Origin of the sequence: Streptosporangium album, assembly GCF_014203795.1 — a bacterium.
Taxonomy (GTDB): domain Bacteria; phylum Actinomycetota; class Actinomycetes; order Streptosporangiales; family Streptosporangiaceae; genus Streptosporangium; species Streptosporangium album.
The window spans coordinates 1,003,095-1,019,202 of sequence record NZ_JACHJU010000001.1; the positions used below are offsets into that span (position 1 = coordinate 1,003,095).

Annotated in this window: 20 protein-coding genes and 2 pseudogenes; 8 read left to right on the forward strand and 14 right to left on the reverse strand. The window is 67.8% G+C overall.

The window, feature by feature from the left end; genetic code table 11:
* Window positions 1-54: 54 nt before the first annotated feature.
* Both FHR32_RS04700 and FHR32_RS04705 read left to right on the forward strand, forming a co-directional pair.
* Window positions 55-306, forward strand: a complete 252-nt coding sequence (locus FHR32_RS04700; protein WP_184753165.1) for a type II toxin-antitoxin system Phd/YefM family antitoxin — start codon at window positions 55-57, stop codon at window positions 304-306.
* Entirely contained in the window at window positions 306-728 is a 423-nt protein-coding gene (locus FHR32_RS04705; RefSeq protein WP_184753166.1) for a type II toxin-antitoxin system VapC family toxin, read from the forward strand. Before FHR32_RS04700 ends, FHR32_RS04705 begins: the two co-directional genes overlap by 1 nt.
* Window positions 729-737: 9 nt before the next feature.
* Here the strand turns inward: FHR32_RS04705 and FHR32_RS04710 are convergent, their stop codons facing one another.
* The 3 genes and pseudogenes from FHR32_RS04710 to FHR32_RS04720 form a co-directional block, all read right to left on the reverse strand.
* The gene (locus FHR32_RS04710) at window positions 738-926 is read right to left on the reverse strand and encodes a DUF427 domain-containing protein (protein ID WP_184753167.1); all 189 of its coding nucleotides are present in this window, start codon (window positions 924-926) and stop codon (window positions 738-740) included.
* A gap of 14 nt (window positions 927-940) precedes the next feature.
* Window positions 941-1,756 carry an HARBI1 family protein gene (locus tag FHR32_RS04715; RefSeq protein WP_184756361.1) on the reverse strand — a complete coding sequence of 272 codons (816 nt, stop codon included), beginning with the start codon at window positions 1,754-1,756 and terminating at the stop codon, window positions 941-943.
* 464 nt (window positions 1,757-2,220) lie between these two features.
* A pseudogene (locus tag FHR32_RS04720) lies at window positions 2,221-3,102 on the reverse strand (transposase); the annotation flags it as partial.
* A 144-nt stretch (window positions 3,103-3,246) separates the two neighbouring features.
* Here FHR32_RS04720 and FHR32_RS04725 point away from each other — a divergent pair.
* The 4 genes from FHR32_RS04725 (at window position 3,247) to FHR32_RS04740 (ending at window position 6,065) form a co-directional block, all read left to right on the forward strand.
* Window positions 3,247-3,753: a hypothetical protein gene (locus tag FHR32_RS04725; RefSeq protein ID WP_184753169.1), complete on the forward strand. Its 507-nt coding sequence runs from the start codon at window positions 3,247-3,249 to the stop codon at window positions 3,751-3,753.
* Window positions 3,754-4,007: 254 nt separating this feature from the next.
* Window positions 4,008-4,556, forward strand: a complete 549-nt coding sequence (locus FHR32_RS04730) for a hypothetical protein (RefSeq protein WP_184753076.1) — start codon at window positions 4,008-4,010, stop codon at window positions 4,554-4,556.
* Window positions 4,557-4,744: 188 nt separating this feature from the next.
* Window positions 4,745-5,524 (forward strand): transposase family protein, encoded by a 780-nt coding sequence (locus tag FHR32_RS04735; RefSeq protein WP_184753075.1) that lies wholly within the window; start codon window positions 4,745-4,747, stop codon window positions 5,522-5,524.
* A gap of 217 nt (window positions 5,525-5,741) precedes the next feature.
* The gene (locus FHR32_RS04740) at window positions 5,742-6,065 is read left to right on the forward strand and encodes a hypothetical protein (protein ID WP_184753170.1); all 324 of its coding nucleotides are present in this window, start codon (window positions 5,742-5,744) and stop codon (window positions 6,063-6,065) included.
* Window positions 6,066-6,239: 174 nt separating this feature from the next.
* Here FHR32_RS04740 and FHR32_RS04745 read toward each other — a convergent pair whose 3' ends face one another.
* The gene (locus FHR32_RS04745) at window positions 6,240-7,997 is read right to left on the reverse strand and encodes an IS1634 family transposase (RefSeq protein WP_184753171.1); all 1,758 of its coding nucleotides are present in this window, start codon (window positions 7,995-7,997) and stop codon (window positions 6,240-6,242) included.
* Between the two features lie 142 nt (window positions 7,998-8,139).
* Complete coding sequence (locus FHR32_RS04750) at window positions 8,140-8,316, reverse strand: hypothetical protein (RefSeq protein ID WP_221466175.1); 177 nt, start codon at window positions 8,314-8,316, stop codon at window positions 8,140-8,142.
* Between the two features lie 15 nt (window positions 8,317-8,331).
* Here FHR32_RS04750 and tnpA point away from each other — a divergent pair, with 15 nt between their 5' ends.
* A complete protein-coding gene (tnpA, locus tag FHR32_RS04755) occupies window positions 8,332-8,760 on the forward strand; it encodes an IS200/IS605 family transposase (RefSeq protein WP_184753172.1) in 429 nt (142 codons plus the stop codon).
* A 198-nt stretch (window positions 8,761-8,958) separates the two neighbouring features.
* On the opposite strand, the gene FHR32_RS04760 is transcribed toward tnpA, so the two are convergent.
* Together FHR32_RS04760 and FHR32_RS04765 are read right to left on the reverse strand one after the other, a co-directional pair.
* Window positions 8,959-9,822, reverse strand: coding sequence for a class I SAM-dependent methyltransferase (locus tag FHR32_RS04760; RefSeq protein WP_184753173.1), 864 nt, complete (start codon window positions 9,820-9,822; stop codon window positions 8,959-8,961).
* 371 nt (window positions 9,823-10,193) lie between these two features.
* Window positions 10,194-10,469, reverse strand: coding sequence for a hypothetical protein (locus tag FHR32_RS04765; protein ID WP_184753174.1), 276 nt, complete (start codon window positions 10,467-10,469; stop codon window positions 10,194-10,196).
* A 69-nt stretch (window positions 10,470-10,538) separates the two neighbouring features.
* On the opposite strand from FHR32_RS04765, the gene FHR32_RS04770 reads away from it, so the two are divergent.
* On the forward strand, window positions 10,539-11,102 hold the full coding sequence (locus FHR32_RS04770) for a DoxX family protein (protein WP_221465262.1): 564 nt from the start codon (window positions 10,539-10,541) through the stop codon (window positions 11,100-11,102).
* A gap of 138 nt (window positions 11,103-11,240) precedes the next feature.
* Here the strand turns inward: FHR32_RS04770 and FHR32_RS04775 are convergent, their stop codons facing one another.
* From FHR32_RS04775 to FHR32_RS04800, 7 genes and pseudogenes are all read right to left on the reverse strand, one after another.
* Complete coding sequence (locus FHR32_RS04775; protein WP_312882639.1) at window positions 11,241-11,624, reverse strand: aldo/keto reductase; 384 nt, start codon at window positions 11,622-11,624, stop codon at window positions 11,241-11,243.
* Between the two features lie 73 nt (window positions 11,625-11,697).
* Window positions 11,698-11,781 (reverse strand): annotated as a pseudogene (locus FHR32_RS47150) (hypothetical protein); the annotation flags it as partial.
* Between the two features lie 73 nt (window positions 11,782-11,854).
* Window positions 11,855-12,619, reverse strand: a complete 765-nt coding sequence (locus tag FHR32_RS04780; RefSeq protein ID WP_184753175.1) for an SDR family NAD(P)-dependent oxidoreductase — start codon at window positions 12,617-12,619, stop codon at window positions 11,855-11,857.
* 31 nt (window positions 12,620-12,650) lie between these two features.
* On the reverse strand, window positions 12,651-13,091 hold the full coding sequence (locus FHR32_RS04785; protein ID WP_184753176.1) for a MarR family winged helix-turn-helix transcriptional regulator: 441 nt from the start codon (window positions 13,089-13,091) through the stop codon (window positions 12,651-12,653).
* The gene (locus tag FHR32_RS04790) at window positions 13,088-13,657 is read right to left on the reverse strand and encodes an NADPH-dependent FMN reductase (RefSeq protein ID WP_184753177.1); all 570 of its coding nucleotides are present in this window, start codon (window positions 13,655-13,657) and stop codon (window positions 13,088-13,090) included. The genes FHR32_RS04785 and FHR32_RS04790 overlap by 4 nt, the downstream gene beginning before the upstream one ends.
* A gap of 78 nt (window positions 13,658-13,735) precedes the next feature.
* Complete coding sequence (locus FHR32_RS04795) at window positions 13,736-14,707, reverse strand: alpha/beta hydrolase (protein ID WP_184753178.1); 972 nt, start codon at window positions 14,705-14,707, stop codon at window positions 13,736-13,738.
* Window positions 14,708-14,799: 92 nt separating this feature from the next.
* A complete protein-coding gene (locus tag FHR32_RS04800; RefSeq protein ID WP_312882006.1) occupies window positions 14,800-16,080 on the reverse strand; it encodes an MFS transporter in 1,281 nt (426 codons plus the stop codon).
* Window positions 16,081-16,108 lie beyond the last annotated feature (28 nt).

The window sequence follows — 16,108 nt, forward strand, 5'->3', positions numbered from 1 at the left end:
ATGATCTGAACTGGAGCTACCCTAGGTCTAGACAGACTAGACAGGAGGTAGTCCATGAGTGGATGGCAGGTCCAGGAGGCGAAACAACGCTTCAGTGAGGTTGTGCGGCGTGCGGTAAGCGAAGGCCCTCAGGTGGTCACCCGGCACGGAGAAGAGGTCGCCGTCGTCATCGACATCGCCGAATACCGCCGCCTCAAAGGCGATGCCCCCGACTTCAGGCAGTTCCTTCTTGCCGATCCCGACTGGGACGACGACATAGAGTTCCCGCGGAACCAGGACCTTCCCCGAGAGGTCGATCTCGACTGATGGGCATCGGCTACCTGCTCGACACGAATGTCGTCTCCGAAACCCGCAAGCGGAACGGAAGCCCTCAGGTCAAGGAATGGATCGGCGCAGTTCACGGGCCCACTCTTTATCTCAGTAGCTTGACGGTCGGCGAGATTCGCTGCGGAATCGAACTACGCAGGCGCCGGGACCCCGTACAGGCAACCGCTCTGGAGCGCTGGCTCCATGGCCTTCACCGGCAGTTCGGCGACCGCATCGCTCCCGTCACCCCGGAGATCGCCGAGGAGTGGGGAAGGCTCAACGCCGTACGCCCGCTCCCGGTAATGGACGGCCTGATCGCGGCGACGGCCAGGGTGAACGGCTGGACCCTGGTCAGCCGGAACGCCAAAGACTTCGCCGGCACGGGAGTGTCCATCGTCAACCCGTTCGAGCCGTCCGACTGACGGCCAGGATCAGGCGAACTTGGACTTCGGGCGCTCCTGCAGGACGCCGTCCACGTAGACGTCCACCTTCTCGTCGTAGAAGGAGACCAGCCCGGCGATGCGGCGGCTCTCCTCCAGCGGGGTCCGGTAGGACCAGGCCAGATCCGCGTGCCCGTTCACCGACCAGTATTCGGCCGTCCCCTTGTAGGGGTACAACATTCATTGAGTCATTGTCAGCAACCGGCGTTCACGCTGGGTGACAGCTGCTTGTGAGCTTGCTCCCGGTGGAAGAGGACGAGCGCCGCGGCGACGATACCGCCGATCTTCCAAGGGCACTTGCTGACGTTCCGCAGTGCCTTGAACCGCATCTTGAGCTGGGCGTTCGCTCGTTCGGCGAGGGCTCGGAGCGCACCGTGGACCTTGTTGTACTGGATCTGATCGTCGGTGAGTGTGCCACCCCGAGACCTCTTGTACGGCAGGCGAAACCCCATACCCGCATCGACGTAGCCGAGGTCGGCCAACGTGATCAGCCCGTCCTCGGCGGCCTTGGCCAGCAGGTCGAGGAGGCCGTGCAGGCGGGCACAGGTGAGATCGTGTTCACGGCCGGGCCGTACCTCAGAAGTCCACAGCGGGTCGCCGCCGGGGCTGGACAGGACCTGAATGTTGCCGCCGTGCTGCTTGTGTTTTCCACTCCACCACAGGTCGGCGCCGTTCGGGCCCAGGGCGCGGCAGCGGTCGGTTTCGATCAGCGTGCCATCCAGATGCAGGTGGGTGTAGCCGGCGGCCTTCGCCGCCGTGAGCGCCTCCTGTAGCGTCGGCGCCTGGGCCTTCAATACGGTGACCCCTTCTTCGACGTACCGATCACAGGTCGCGTGCGAGATGGCGTTATCGGCGGCCAGCCGGGCGATCCGAGCGCCGTCCACCAGCCAGCGGATGATCAGAACGGCCTGCTTGAACTCGCCCAGCGCCCGAGTGCCCGCGCGGGTGCGGCGCCGTACCCGCTCGGCGCGCAACAGCCCGGCCAGAAACAGCACAACCTCGCGCGGCATGTCCAACTCGGCTGTGTAGGTGATACTGGAGGTCACGTGAAGCCCTTGTGTGCGGTGCGGTGGATCCTTCGACAAGACCCACCCCTACCAGGGGCTTCACGCTTTTCTCTACTTGATCACTCCCACGCCCGCCGTGATCGGCTACACACGGTCATCGACCGTTGCTGACAACGTCTCATTGAGGCTGTCATTTTCAAACGGTGCTTATGCTGAGGAGAAGATCAGCATCGGGCTCAGCCGAACAGGTCGACCAGCACCGCCCATGCTCTGCCTTGATCAGTCACGTGTGAGGCGTGAGCGCGTCTTGTTGGTGTGAAGCCGATCTTCGGCCGTCTTGTCGATCATGTTTTCAAGCTGCTGGGCAGCGGTCCGACCCGGCTGTCGCGTCGGGTCGGCGTCGGTTCCATGGGCCGACGTGGGGGGTTTCCTCCGAAGTCTGCGGTCAAGGGACATGAGTGGTGGCGTCAGCCGGGCGGGGCCAGGGCGAGCGCGAAGGTGAAGCAGGCGAGCAGGTCGTCGGCCCAGGGCCAGGTCTGGGGGATCTTGAGCTTGCGTTTGCGCCGGCCGCGCACCAGCCGGACAGCGGTGTGCAGAAGCCGGTAGCGCAGTGTTTTGGGTTCAGCGTGGGCCATGGTCCCGGTCAGGCACAGCAGTCGTAGCCGGCACAACAGGTCAGTGGCGATCGCGGCGGCGACACACCATGCGGCGTTGACCTGCATGGATGTGCTGGGCAGGCGACCGAGCCCGGTGGATTTTCCATTCCGGATGCGGTCCTCGACCCGGGCGTGGACGCGGTGGCGGGCTTCGAGGAAGTCAAGCTGACGACCGGGCGTGTTGATGACGAACAGGCCGTAGCGCCATCCGTCGGCCTCCTCCAGCAGCGACAACTGAGCGCCGCTGCCGGGACGTTCACGGCGGCAGATCACTCGCATGTCGGCGGGCCAGCCGGCCAGTCGGTCGCCGCCGACGCTGCGGCGGAGCAGTCCGGTGAGTTCGACGACACCGGCGGCGTCGAGGTCGCGCGCCTTGCCATCGGCATCGATAACGTGCTGCCAGGCGTCTTCGGGCTGCAGGCGGATCGCGTTCTGTTCGCGTTCGCCCAACTCCCCGCCGATGGAGTACTCCAGGCGGTGGCCGCGGCGGCGGGCCAGGTCGTGCAGGTGATCGATGAAGTCGTGGGTGGCGCCCGCCCCGTCGGTGGTGATCAGCAGGTTGCGCCGGTACGGCCAGGGGACAGCGGCGATCGAGGCGTCGACCACGGTGATGTGATCGCGTGCCGTGTTCGATCCTGCTGTGCCGGGCCGGAGCTTGACCACCAAGGCCTCGCCGGTGTTGTCGCAGAACGACGCGAGGGGGTGGCAATCCCCTCGAAGTTGGCCGCGGCGCCCTCCTTGTCAGAGTGACTGGCGATCATGGTTGCGTCCAGTCGGATCCGGAGGCAATGAGGTTGAAGGGGTGGCGATTGCGGCTGGACCGGTACGGTTTTGCCCATGCAGATCATCTATCGTCCACGTTGGTCGCTCGCCTTTTTCTCTGGTGGAGTCGGTGCCGTCGTGCTCGCTGTCGTCTATTGCCTCCTGGCCATCGCCCTTGGCTTGCCCGCGAATTTAATGGCAACGGTTACCGTGACCGTGAGCGTGGTGTATCTGCTTTTCATCGTGATGAAGGTGCGGCGCCGAAGTCTGACGGTCACCGAGGAGGGAATGATCGCTCAGAGAGATACCTTCAGGGTTGCGGTGAGCTGGGCGGACTTCGTTGATGTGCAGCCCAGACGCATTGGTGGCCTGTATCCGGTCGACGTGATGACTTTTAGCGTCGGTGCCGTGGAGCCGGTGGATGTGAGAGGCCGTCGACGGAAGGCAGTTCCCCCGAAGGTGCACACGATCGGTGCCGATCGACGGATTCAGGTAGGCGTCTACGCCCCTGATTGGCGGACGGGGCCGATCGGCGAGCTGGTCGCGCGTCACTCCTCGCCGGGCCAGGATGTCTCGCCCTGATGCGGCGGTGCGCCGCTGGGGTGGGTGAGTGCATTGAGCTAGTTCCATCCTGTCCTCGCAGGTCGGAGGGGGTGGCCTGGCGGTGTTGAGTGTGCTCTCTCCTGGTAGACGGCTGGGATCATGGGTCTCGATCGTCCGCCGGGGGCAAATGTGGATCTTCCGGCTTTCGTCTGCGCTGCCCGGCCTGGGGTCGTTATCGTCCGTGTCCTGGTGATCTCGCCAGGTAATCGTTGTCTTGTCGGCCGGGGGAAGCCATGTCGTCACCGCTGCTGGAGCGCATCACCATGCGCCTGGTCGCGCTGGGCACGCACGCCGATCGGTTGCGCGAGCAACTGGCCGAGACCGAAGACGAGATGGACCGGCTGCGTGTGGCCGAGCAGGTGGTCAAGGAACTCCTCGCCGACGATCCCGCCGAGCAGCTCAACGCACCCGGCGAGCCCGGCGGTGAGCCGACGCCGTTCTACCAGGTGATGCTCACCCCAGCCCAGGCAGCAGAGCAGGCCTCCCAGGGGATAGAGCTGCGCCCCATACCCGTACCCGTACCCGCGTCCGTGCCCGTGCCCGGCGGTTTGCTGATCCCGCACCGTCACCACGCTGCCGGCACTGATGAGCTGCCCGCCGACTACCAGGCGCTACTGGCCGCGGTACGCGCCGCCGACGGCCCCCTCATCTGCAAGGCGATCTGCGCCCAGCTCAGCCTTTCCACCGAATCGGGGCAGGTCGAAGGCGTGCGGGCCAAGCTGAACCGGCTGGCCGAGCGGGGCTGGCTGCGCAAGACCCCCAGCGGCGCGTTCGCCCCCTGACCTCGGGCGGCCCACTGCGCCCACTGCCGCTTCCCGCAGCCCCTGGCCAGGCCCTGCCCGGGTGAAACATCCCGAGCGTGTCCCCGGCGGGGGCCTGGCGGCGTGTGACCACAACCAAAACCACGACATCGACAACGTCGAAGGCTTCGACGTCCGCCGAAGACACGCCCTCGCCTGTCTACTCCTGCATGCTGCCGCTGTCCACCCAAACCCTCACCTTCCTGGCCGACCTGCTGCGCGCTCATCTCAAGACCATCGGCTCGCGCTGGCGGAAACTGCCCGCCGGGAAGATCGCCACCATCGTGCTGGCCGTCTTACGCCATGACCAGCGCCTGGCCGACATGGCCGGCGCCAACAACGTCTCGGCCTCCACCGTGCGACGCTGGATGCTGGAGACCGTCGAACTGCTCGCCGCCCGCGCACCCCGCCTGGACCGCGCCCTGAAGAAGATCGCCAAAGCCGGTGGTGAGGTCGTCCTGCTGGATGGCACCCTGATCCGCACCCGCCGCCGCACCGGAGCCGACAACCGCAGGAACTACTCGGGCAAGCACAAGGCCCACGGGCTGCTCGTGGTGGCGCTCACCGACACCCGCGGCAACCTGCTGTGGGTCTCCGCCGTCCGGCCTGGTCGCGCATCGGAGATCACCACCGCCCGGCACAACCGCCTCACCGCCCGCCTGCGCGAGGCCGGGCTGGGCGCTATCGCCGACCTCGGCTTCGTCGGCCTGGACGACGATGACGACAATCCGGTCATCATCACCGGCCGCAAAGCCACCCGCGGCAGGCCCCTCACCCCCGCGCAAAAGCAGGTCAACCGGCTCATCAGCGCCGAACGCGCCCCCGTCGAGCACGGCTTCGCCACGTTGAAGGCCTGGCGCATCCTCACCAAGCTCCGCCTGGACGCCATCCACGTCACCAAGCTGCTCCGCGCGCTGATGGTCCTGGCCATCACCGAACACACCCGCTGACCGATGATCACCCACCATGATCAGTACCCACCACCAGCCAGAGCATGCCCTCAACGGATCACACCAGGCCCCTGACCAGCAACTTCAAGTTGGAACGATCTCATTGGGTACGGCGGGCGCGCGGTGCGGCGCGCCGCCGCTTGATACCTCACAAGAACAATTCGGCAAACTGTCCTTGGGAGAGTGATCCACTCCAGATGGCAGAGGAGCCGCATTGATGAGCCTTACCTGGTCAAACATGATCGGCGCGACCGCCGCGTCTTTGTACGCGGCGCAGGGCGGCTACATGGTCATGACTGGTCGGTTCCCTCGCCTGCATGCCATCGAGTTCCGGCCCGGCCGCGACGAGCCTCGCCGTTGCGGCTGGGGGATGTTGCTGGTTGCGGCCTTCCTCTTCATCGCGCTGGCATGGGTCGTTGTGGACTCGTGGCCCTCTGGGTTGTCCCTGGCGCTGATCGTGTCCTCGTTCGGCTGTCTGGTGGCGGGGATCTGGCTGATGGTGCCGAGGAAGCGGCCCCGCAAAAGCTCCTCACCAGGTTGAGAATCCCGGTCTTCCCGATAAGGCATCCGAACTTTCGGCAACCGCCCGTCGCCTGCGTTCCGCGTAATTCGGAGCGGCTAGAGCTCGAAACCGGTGCTTGACCTGGGGAAACGCGTGGAGACACACCGGATGGGCGTTTCTCTAGTCCGCGCACAGGTCCGAGCTTAGGAAGGATCAGGAGAGAGCAGCGAGCTCGATGATCTGCTGGGGCGCAGCGATACCGAGTTTGGTCAGCAGGTCGCGGTGGACCTTGGTGGGCTCGGTGCGCTGACGGAAGCGGCCCGCGGGGCCATGGAAGGTACCGATCTGCAGACGGTTGAGGTGACGGCGAATGCTCACCCAGGTGTCGCCGACGGTGTTTTCGATGATGCGGACCAGCAGCAGGGCCAGCCAGCACAAGATGACATGGGCGCGGATACGTTCCTCGCGGCGGTGGTAGACGGGCCGCAGATCGATGATCGACTTCATGTCGCGCCAGCCGCGCTCGACCTGCAAAAGCTGCTTGTAGCCGACGGCGATGTCGGCGGCCGGTAGATGCGGGTCCGAGCAGCGCAGCAGGTATTTGCCGTCCAGGTTGGCCTCAGCGTTGATCGCGCGGGCGTTGATCCGTAAGCGCCCGCCGGGGGTGGTGCGCAGATAGCGGTTCAGCGCGGGCCTGGCGCTGATCTTCCCGCGTAGCTCGGCCCGTTTGATCACGCTCAGCGTGTCGGAGCCGTCGATCAGCTCGCGCAGTTGGGTGATGAGTTGCTCGCGGACGTGGGCGTCGCGGGCGGCCGCCTCGGGGTTGTGGCAGATCACGAACCGTTCGTGCTCGCTGACCTTGACCTCTTTGATGCGCATGTTCGCGGTGATGTCGGCGTAGCGGCCCTGCCGCGACAGCGCGGTGGTGATCTCGGGGCTGTCGGAGCGCAGCTTCTCGCCGATGATGTAGTGATGATCGCCCCTGCGCGGGTAGCGGCGGTTGGCCGCGGAGGCGAACCCGCGGTCGGCCACCCACACGATCTTGGACAGGGTCCAGTCCCGCATGTCGTCCTTGACCTGCCGGATCAACGCTGAATCGGAGGTGTTGCCCGGCCAGGACCATACCCGGACCGGGATGCCGGAGCGGGTGACGGCCATGCCGATGACGATCTGCGGCAGGTCGTCGCGGGAGTCCTTGGACTTGCCGTAGGTGCGAAATCCGGCCCTGTCCTGCTCGCCGTCGCCGTCGCCGTCGCCGTCGGATGCGGATGCGGATGCGGATGCGGATGCGGATGCGGGTGGGGAGACCGGCAGTCCGTGCTCGTCGCGAGCGATCGGCTCGTCGGCCTCGTCGAGTTCGAAGTAGGTGCTGGTGGTGTCGAAGAACAGCAGGTCCACCTCCAGATTGAGCTGGTTGGCGACCTGGTTGTAGATCTCGGCCTCCAGTCGTTCGCGGACGTCGTGTAGCCAGTCCATGGCCCGGTAGCAGGCGTCGTCGCTGGTGGCGGCCAGGCCGTCGATGTGGGCATCGTTGCTGATCCAGTCGGCGGCAGCCAGTTTGGACGACGGAGCCAGGGCGCGGTTGGCGACCAGAGCGAACAGCACCCGCTCGGCCGAGACGTCACGGGGCCGGCCGCGGCGGCCCTGCAGGAGCTGGATGAGGATCTGGTCGATGCCCAGCCGGCGCCATATCTGGTCCAGTGCGTAGGTGCCGCCGTAAGGGCGTGATTCTAGGAACGCCAGGCCGGGGGCCGTGGTGGCGGCCAGTGCTTCGGCCGGGTCCAGCAGCTTGGATAGAGAGGCGACCAGCCGGGTGATCGCGGTGCGGTCGAGTTGGTCTTCCCGGCCGAAGCTGTGCAAGATTTTGGGCACGGAGCGACCTGCGACCGGGTCCCACTCGTTGTGGGCCAGGTGCAGGTAGCGGACTGCCGTGCCGTTCTTGGTCTTCCGGCTGGTGGTCTTCACATACATCGTCTCTAGACGATACCCACCCAAACCCGGAGCTAACGGGGCAATCTGCCCAGGCGTTTCTCTAGGCGATTTCAGGCCGCAGCTCTAGTCACACCATTCTGACCTGCAAGTTTACCCGGTCGGAGTCTCTAGTGACCGCTAATTACGCGGAACTCGGGTGCTTGCGCAGGTCGTAATTGCGGAATACCCGCTGGTTGTGGGCGAGCGTCGAGACCCAGGTGGCCGCGTCGTTGACCGCGCGTAGAGTCGCCTCCAGCGCCGCCGCCTGCTCAGGCGTCGGCAGGAGCTTGACCCGCACCACCAGCTTCATATCGAACACTCTAGCATTAGGTCCATGTCACCGAGATGGGGACCGAATCCCGACATCCGCCGAGGCCGCGCCGTGGTCCACAACCTGCACGCCCACTTGGTCTTCACCCCAAAGTATCGGCGAGGTGTGTTCACCGACGAGATTCTGCGTCGCTGCGAAGACATCATGATCGAAGTGTGCGACAGTTTCGGGGCGGAGCTGGTCGAGTTCAACGGCGAGGAAGACCACGTGCACCTGCTCGTGCACCACCCACCCAAAGTCGCCCTCTCGACGCTGGTAAACAGCCTCAAGGGCGTGTCTGCCCGGCTACTCCGCAAGGAGTATCCGGCACATATCCGTAAGTATCTGTGGGGCGGGCATTTCTGGTCGCCGTCGTACTTCGCCGCCTCCTGCGGCGGCGCACCCCTATCGATCATCAAGGAGTACATCGAAAACCAGAAACGTCCGGGCTGAGCCGCTCGACGGCCTACCGGTCACCACACCGCTCGGGCCTTGGCGGCCCTCCCGCGCTGTCGTTTCCTCCCGGGCACGAACGCCCGGGGTTCCACGCCAGATCACGCTGAACTAAGAACCGTTACCGGGAGACGACGATGGCTGGCGACCGTCGGACCGTCGATCACGGGCGGGCTGCAGGCCGTCGCGAGGTTGCCGTCACCGCTCACCCTGTGGCTTGCGCCAGGTCATGATCTCGGTCGCCGGAAGACACTCGGCGAAACGGTTGTCGGGTGACGCCTCCTGCAAGAGCGCCCGCAGGTCCCGCTCGAAGTCCGCCAGCCTGTCTTCGAAGAGGTGCGGCGCAGAGTGAGATAGGGAGAACACCCACGCCACGATGTCGTCCGCGCTGCGCTCGACCACCTGCCCGGCCGGAATGACGTGCCGTTCGAAGGCCTCGAACCCGGCTTTCGCAAGGACCAGGTCCTCGCGGTTCTGCGTGCCGTTGGGAAGTGTTCCCTGGCCCGCACGGCGAACAGGGCCTAGATACCGCCGCGCCAGTTCACGGATCTCGGCGTTGGGCGGGGCAGGATGCGAAGGCGATGGTGGCTGCGGCTGCGGTACCGATTCCCCGGACTGGTCCTTAAGGTCGCTCATGTGGACGAACGCGCCACCTGGCTCCAGCATCTCGAAGACGGTCGCGGCGACTCGGTCCCGGTCCGTCCAGTGGAAGGAATTGGCGAACACGACGACGCGGAACTCACCCAGGCCGGCCGGCAGGTCCTCGGCTCGGGCAGTCACCCAACGCGCGTTGGTTACCCCGCGACGCTTGGCCTGTCGCTCGGCCTCGGCCAGCATGTCTTCATCTGGATCGATGCCGACCGCCTCGGTGAAGCACCGCGCCATGGCGAGCAGCACGGTGCCCGGCCCACAGCCGACGTCAAGGAGTCGGCCCCGGCCGTCCAGGCCGACGGCCGTGGCCAGTGTTTCGGCAAAGCCCGGAGCATACGGCAGCCGGCCGCGCTCATAGAAGGCTGCACTTCCCTGGAATAGTGTGCTGTCCCACTGCCATCCATCAGGCATATCAATTCCCCTCCATGAGTTGACGAAGTCGCCAGCAGATCCGAGCCTGTCGGCGACGTCGCGGTCATCGTGACCCTATCGACCCAGGTGAAGACGCAGATCCCGCAGGTTCTGTACGGACTCAGCGATGAAGACCAGCGGCTTGGCCGCCCTGCCGTGGCGCCGTGACTTCACTGGCTCGTGTGGCGATCTGTCCGAAGATTGGCATGCCGAGGTCCACATTGGTCGGCCGTCGTGCCGCTTCCAGTTGGGCGAGCTTCTCCTGTGCTCCGGCGAGGCTGACCTTGAGTCCTTCGACTCCGATTAGTTGTCGGCGGTTGGGATCAAGGGATCGAGCGATGGTCGGCGCCGTCGTTCACCCCAGCCTTCGGTCAGGAGTCGATGCGACCCGGCGGGTTCTGCTCGGCCGCGATATCGCGGCGGCGAAAATCCTGCACGGGAGGCTGCTCGGCAAGGTCGAAGGACGTCTTCCTCAGGGCCACGGCCTGTGACCGCTCTTCGGGGTCCGCCATCGCCTGCAGCCTTTCCAGGTCGGCGGTGGCTTCGGGCGCGAGCCGCACACGGCGTCGGCCGCGAGCCGCCCGCACACCGCCGATGTCCGCGAGGGCGACCGTGGACGACCACCGGCAGATCGTCGTTCTTGACACTCGCCTCTCATTAGAAGATAGTGCCACTATCCAAATCTAGATAGCACAACTACCCAATTAGGAGGAGCGGTGGAAACGATCATCGTTCTGGTGATTGCGCTGCTGGGCTTCCGCACACTGGGAGCGCTCGGCGTCAGTCGGTTCACCTCATGGCCGATCAGCGCGGCACACGCGATGGCCGTCATGGTGGTCATGGCCGCCAGTGCGCACTTTGTTCCGGCAAGCGTCACGGTCATGCCCAACCACGCCGACTTGGTGCGCATGGTGCCACCCGTCGTGCCCTTCGCCGACGCCGTAATCTACGCGACCGGCGTGCTGGAACTCCTCGGTGCGGCGGGACTGATCATCGCCAGGTCCCGCCGGGCCGCCGGGATCAGCCTCGCGGTGCTCTTCGTGCTGCTGCTTCCGGCCAACGTCTACGCCGCCGTCGCCGATGTGCCGTTCAACGGCGGCGAGGCGTCCCCGCTCTGGTTCAGGATTCCCGAGCAGGCCCTGTACATCGCCGTCGCGCTCTGGGGGACCCGGTCGGCGCCGCACGGATGGCCGGCTTTCTCAAGGTCACGTCGTGCGTGGCCGGAGTCGGCGGAGACTCCGAACCGGCTCGAGCCCGAAAGGGACCTCTCCTCTCGTTGACACGAGATCACCGGCCGGCGGCGGGACGGGACCACGGCCGGATGGGCATGGCGGTCCGTCCGAGGCGGACCCGCCCAGGGCTAAGCCTTCGGTCGCGAAAAGAGAAGCGACGGCCGTACCCGCCGGTGCGCCCTGCCCTCAGGACAGCGCCGACAGCCGCTCGTACTGCTCGTCGGACAACTTCACGGACAGCGCGCCCAGGTTCTCCTCCAGGTGGGCGAGCGAGGTGGTGCCCGGGATCGGGATGATCGTCGGCGAGCGTCGCAGCAACCAGGCGAGCATGGTCTGCGCCGGGGTCGCGCCCCCCTCACTCGCGACGCCGGCCAGCGGGCTGCCTGAGCCGGTGTGCCCGCCCATCGCGATCGGGAAGAAAGGCAGGAATGCGATGTCGTTCGCGGCCGCGTAGTCGACGACGTCCTCGTCTTCCCGGGCCACCAGGTTGTACATGTTCTGCACGGCCGCGATGGGCGTGATGTGGGCGGCCTCGGCGAGCTGCTCGACGCTTACCTTCGACAGCCCGATGTGGCGTACCTTGGCCCTCGTCCCGCAACTCCTTCAGCGCGCCGACCTGGTCGGCCAACGGCACCGTGGGGTCCACCGCGTGCAGCTGCAGCAGGTCGATCCGCTCCACCCGCAGCCGTTGCAGGCCCAGCTCCACGGCCCGCCGCAGCAGCGCCACCGCGGTCTCGCGCTCAGCCGGGGCCCGCCAGATGTGCGCCTGGTCGGCCGGGCGATGTGGGCCCGGCCGGCGGTCAGCCCGGGCTGAGGAAGTGGCCGTCGGTCCTGATGGCCTCGCCGGTGGTGTTGGTGTTGGCCTCCGAGCAGAGAAAAACGATCATGCGGGCGACGTCGTCGGGATGGGTGACCCGCCGGGTCGCGGCGGCCGCGCCGGCCTTGTCGATCAGCTCGGCCGGCATCTGCCTGTCCGCGGGGGTGAAGCCCGGCATGACCACGTTGGTGAGGATGCCCTCGGCGGCCAGCTCCCGGGACATGACCCGGGTCAGGCCGTGCAGCCCCGCCTTGGCGGCGACGTAGGAGACGTTGCCGGGGAAGCCGTCCTCGACCAGCCCCGTGGAGACGTTGACGATGCGCCCCCAGCCACGTCCGCGCATGTCGCCCAGGACGGCGCGGGCGAGCAGGTAGGGGCCGACGAGGTTGGCGGTCACCGACGAGGTGAACCGCTCGGGCGGCGCGGTCTCGAACAGCTCGCCGGGATCCGGCCATGAGGGCCAGTGCACCGCGTTGTTGACCAGGACGTCGACCGGCCCGAGCTCCCGGCGGGCGTGTCCGACGGACCTCTCCAGCGAGTCGGAGTCGCCGAGGTCGAGCTGCCAGCCGATCGCATGGCCTCCGCGCTGCTCCGCCAGGGCGACCGTCTCCTCGGCGGCCTCCCGGTTGGTGTGGTAACCGACGGCGACCAGCGCCTTCTCCTCCGCGAAGGCCAGGGCGGTGGCCCTGCCGATGGACGAGCTCGCGCCGGTCACCAGCACGACCTTGCCTGCCAGACCGAGTTCCATGCTCTCTCCTTGATCGTTATTCGGGTGGGGTTTACGTGAGGTTGTGACGGATGCGGTCCAGCAGTCCGAGGAGCTGCCGGACATCGTCTCCGGCGAGTCCGGCGGTGGCCAGGTCCTCCACGCCGGCCCACGCCGCGACGACGGCCTCGACGACGGCCTCGCCCTGTCCGGTCAGCCGCAGGCGGGTCACCCGGCGGTCCCGGGGGTCGGCGGTCCGTTCCACGAACCCGCTCCGCTCCATGCGGGTGATCGCCTTGGCGATGGTGGGCTGTTCCATGCCGATCCGCTGGACCAGCTCCGCCTGCGTGCTGTCGGGGTTGCGGTGGAGGTCGACGATCAGGAGCTCCTGGCCGAGATGCAGGCCGAGCTCCGCCATCCGGCGCTGCATCTCGGTGCGGTGCGCCCTGGTGACCTGGGCGAGCGCGTAGCCGACCGGCCCCGTACTCGCGGCGACCTCGCGTCCGTCGGTCACACCGGCACCGCCTGACGGCCGTCCGCGGTGCGGGCGAGAAGGCGGCGCCACAGCTGCGCGACCTCGTGACGCGGCTCCTCGCCCACGAGGTTTCCGGCGTCGTCGACATGCCTGTGCGCGGATCCGACCGTCACATCGAGGTCGGTGAGGACCTCCGCGCCGGCCCGTCGCAGGAGATCGGCGAGCTGGAGTTGCGCGAACGCCCCACCGAACCGGTTGGGTGACGCGCTCATGAGCATCACCGGTCTGCCCATCAGAGGCCGGGGCGGCGCGGGGACCGAGAGCCAGTCGACGATGTCCTTCAGACGACCGGGGATGTTCCGGTTGAGCTCGGGTGTCACCAGCAGCAGGATGTCGGCCCTTGACACCCGGTCACGCAGAGCGCCGACGGCTGCGGGAAACGGTCGCCCGGGAGCCGCCTCGACATGGGGAAGCCCGGTGTGGTCGTCCCACACCTCCACCCGGAACGGGTCGGGAGCCAGGTCCCGCGCGGCCAGCGTCAGGGCCCGGTTGAACGACTTCTCCCGCGTGCTCCCGCAGATGGCCAGCACATCGATGATTTCCATAGTCGGCTATTTTATAGCCGACTATATACATCCGCAAACGGGCCCGGCCGGCCCTGGGAAGGCGGCCGGGCCCGGAGGTCAGCGGAGCAGTGCCCTGCGCAGCGCGACTACCCGCTCCGCGGCGGCACGGCGACTGATCCCCGCGCCGGGCGCCATCACGTCGAAGCCGTGGAAGGCGCCGGGGTAGAGATGGAACTCGGTGGAGACGCCGGCCCACGCCAACCGCTGCGCGTAGTCGACGCACTCGTCCCTGAAGACCTCCAGCTCGCCGACGTCGATGTAGGCGGGCGGCAGGCCCGACAGGTCGGTCGCCCTGGCAGGGGCGGCGTACGGTGACACCCCGTCGGTACCGGCGGCGTCGCCCAGCAGGGCGGTCCATCCGAAGAGGTTCGCGGCCCGGTTCCAGACGATCGCGTCGGTGAACTCGTGGCTGGACGGCGTGGTGTTGCGATCGTCGAGCATCGGGCAGATCAGAAGCTGGAACGCCAGCGGCGGGCCGCCCCGGTCGCGGGCCAGCAGCGCGGTGGCCGCGGCCAGTCCACCCCCGGCGCTGGCCCCGGCCACGGCGAGGCGGTCCGGGTCGATGCCCAGGTCCGCCGCGTTCTTGGCGGTCCAGACCAGGCCGGCGTGGCAGTCCTCCACCGGCGCCGGATGCGGGTGTTCCGGCGCGAGGCGGTATTCCACCGAGACGACCACGCACCCCACCTTGACGGCCCACTTCGCCAGCATCGGATCCTCCGTCTCGACGGAGCCGATGATCATGCCTCCGCCGTGGATCCAGTAGAGCCCCGGGATCGCCTCCCGCCGCCCGGTGGGCCGGTAGATCCGCAGCCGGACGTCGGGCTCGCCATCGGGGCCGGGCACCACCCGGTCCTCGATCGTGAGCCGGCCGTCCGGCACGAACGGGGGCATCGCCGCCTGGGCGGCGGCCAGCTCGGCGCGGATGCCGGGCAGGTCCTCGGGCCGCAGGTCGCCGATGTCGATCGCCGGGAGTGGGGCCTCCGCGAGGGCGACGGCCAGCTCGGCATCAAGGTTCGGATGAAACGCCATGCCACTCACCTCGGGAAATCTCGGCAGAACTCAGCGAAAGGCGGCAGGGCCGGTCCGCACATCCGGCCCTGTCCTTGGAGCATGCCCGGACATCACCGCCCCGCAACCGCCGAACGGGGACAAGGCGACGACGTACGGCCCGCCCGCCGAGCGCTACCGGCCCGCCCCCGCCCCGGCCTCCGGCCGGGACCGGCCGCCCCCGCCCCGGCCTCCGGCCGGGACCGGCCGCCCGCTCCCCCTGCGGGACGCAGGGCTCCGGCGAGGACGACGGCGGCCAGGGTGATGGCCGTGATCATGCCGAACGTGGCGGGCAGCGAGGTCACATCGGCGATCCACCCGGTGGCGGCGGGGGCCACGAGCCCGGCCAGGTAGGTGATCGTCGCGACTCCCGCGATGCCCAGGCTGGGGGTCGCGGCGGCGTTCCCCCCGGCGGCGAAGCACAGCGGCACGATCACAGCCACGCCCAGTCCGAGCAGGGCGAACCCGGTGATCCCCAGCAGCGGGGTGCGGGCCATGACGATCACGACTCCGCCGAAGGCGGCGAGCAGACCGCCGGCGCGGACGGTCGCGACCGGTCCGAGCCTGCGGACGATCAGGTCTCCGGCCAGCCGGGTGACCGCCATGGCCAGGGCGAAGACCGCATAGCCGGCGGCGGCTGCACCGGGGCCGGCGCCGGTGACATCCTTGGCGTAGACGGCCGCCCAGTTCATGCTGGCCCCCTCGACGAAGGTGGCGCAGAATCCGACGGCCCCGATGGCGAGGATCGCCCTCGGGGGCGCGGCGAACCGCGGCGGCGCCTGCTCACCGGGCTCGGGCCAGGTGTCGAGCAGTCGGCGGCCCGCCACGGCGCCGACGGCCAGCAGCACCAGCGCCATCACCGAATGGTGGACGCGCGCGTCGATCCCGGCCTGCGCGGCGACCACCCCGGCCCCCGCACCGGCCAGGCTGCCCATGCTCCACATGCCGTGCAGTCCGGACATGATCGAGCGCTCCAGGCGCCGTTCGACGATCACCCCCTGGGCGTTCATCGTGACGTCGCACATGCCGGCCGCCGCGCCGTACACCAGGAAGGCGGCGCACAGCCAGGGAAGTCCGGGAGAGAGCATGGGGAGGGCCAGCGCCGCGCACCACAGGGCGAGCAGGACGCGGGTGGCCGCACGCCCGCCGTAGCGGTGGACGAGGCGCCCGGCCATCGGCATGGCGAAGAAGGCACCGACCGCGGGGCAGAACAGGGCGGCGCCCAGGGCCGCGGGCCCAAGCTGGAGATGGTCCTGCAGCCACGGGATACGGGTCGCCATGCTCCCCCCGACCGCGCCGTGGACGGCGAACACCGCCGCGATCGCAAGACGGGCACGTTGATTGTCGTTGCTCACGGTGCTAAAAATTAACAGGAAGGCTGCC

Excerpts from the sequence above, each read along its gene's own strand:
- FHR32_RS04700 (WP_184753165.1), top strand. The coding sequence starts at position 55 with ATGAGTGGATGGCAGGTCCAGGAGGCGAAACAACGCTTCAGTGAGGTT.
- FHR32_RS04705 (WP_184753166.1), top strand. The coding sequence starts at position 306 with ATGGGCATCGGCTACCTGCTCGACACGAATGTCGTCTCCGAAACCCGC.
- FHR32_RS04710 (WP_184753167.1), bottom strand. The coding sequence starts at position 926 with ATGTTGTACCCCTACAAGGGGACGGCCGAATACTGGTCGGTGAACGGG.
- FHR32_RS04715 (WP_184756361.1), bottom strand. The coding sequence starts at position 1,756 with ATGCCGCGCGAGGTTGTGCTGTTTCTGGCCGGGCTGTTGCGCGCCGAG.
- FHR32_RS04725 (WP_184753169.1), top strand. The coding sequence starts at position 3,247 with ATGCAGATCATCTATCGTCCACGTTGGTCGCTCGCCTTTTTCTCTGGT.
- FHR32_RS04730 (WP_184753076.1), top strand. The coding sequence starts at position 4,008 with ATGTCGTCACCGCTGCTGGAGCGCATCACCATGCGCCTGGTCGCGCTG.
- FHR32_RS04735 (WP_184753075.1), top strand. The coding sequence starts at position 4,745 with ATGCTGCCGCTGTCCACCCAAACCCTCACCTTCCTGGCCGACCTGCTG.
- FHR32_RS04740 (WP_184753170.1), top strand. The coding sequence starts at position 5,742 with ATGAGCCTTACCTGGTCAAACATGATCGGCGCGACCGCCGCGTCTTTG.
- FHR32_RS04745 (WP_184753171.1), bottom strand. The coding sequence starts at position 7,997 with ATGTATGTGAAGACCACCAGCCGGAAGACCAAGAACGGCACGGCAGTC.
- tnpA (WP_184753172.1), top strand. The coding sequence starts at position 8,332 with ATGTCACCGAGATGGGGACCGAATCCCGACATCCGCCGAGGCCGCGCC.
- FHR32_RS04760 (WP_184753173.1), bottom strand. The coding sequence starts at position 9,822 with ATGCCTGATGGATGGCAGTGGGACAGCACACTATTCCAGGGAAGTGCA.
- FHR32_RS04780 (WP_184753175.1), bottom strand. The coding sequence starts at position 12,619 with ATGGAACTCGGTCTGGCAGGCAAGGTCGTGCTGGTGACCGGCGCGAGC.
- FHR32_RS04790 (WP_184753177.1), bottom strand. The coding sequence starts at position 13,657 with ATGGAAATCATCGATGTGCTGGCCATCTGCGGGAGCACGCGGGAGAAG.
- FHR32_RS04795 (WP_184753178.1), bottom strand. The coding sequence starts at position 14,707 with ATGGCGTTTCATCCGAACCTTGATGCCGAGCTGGCCGTCGCCCTCGCG.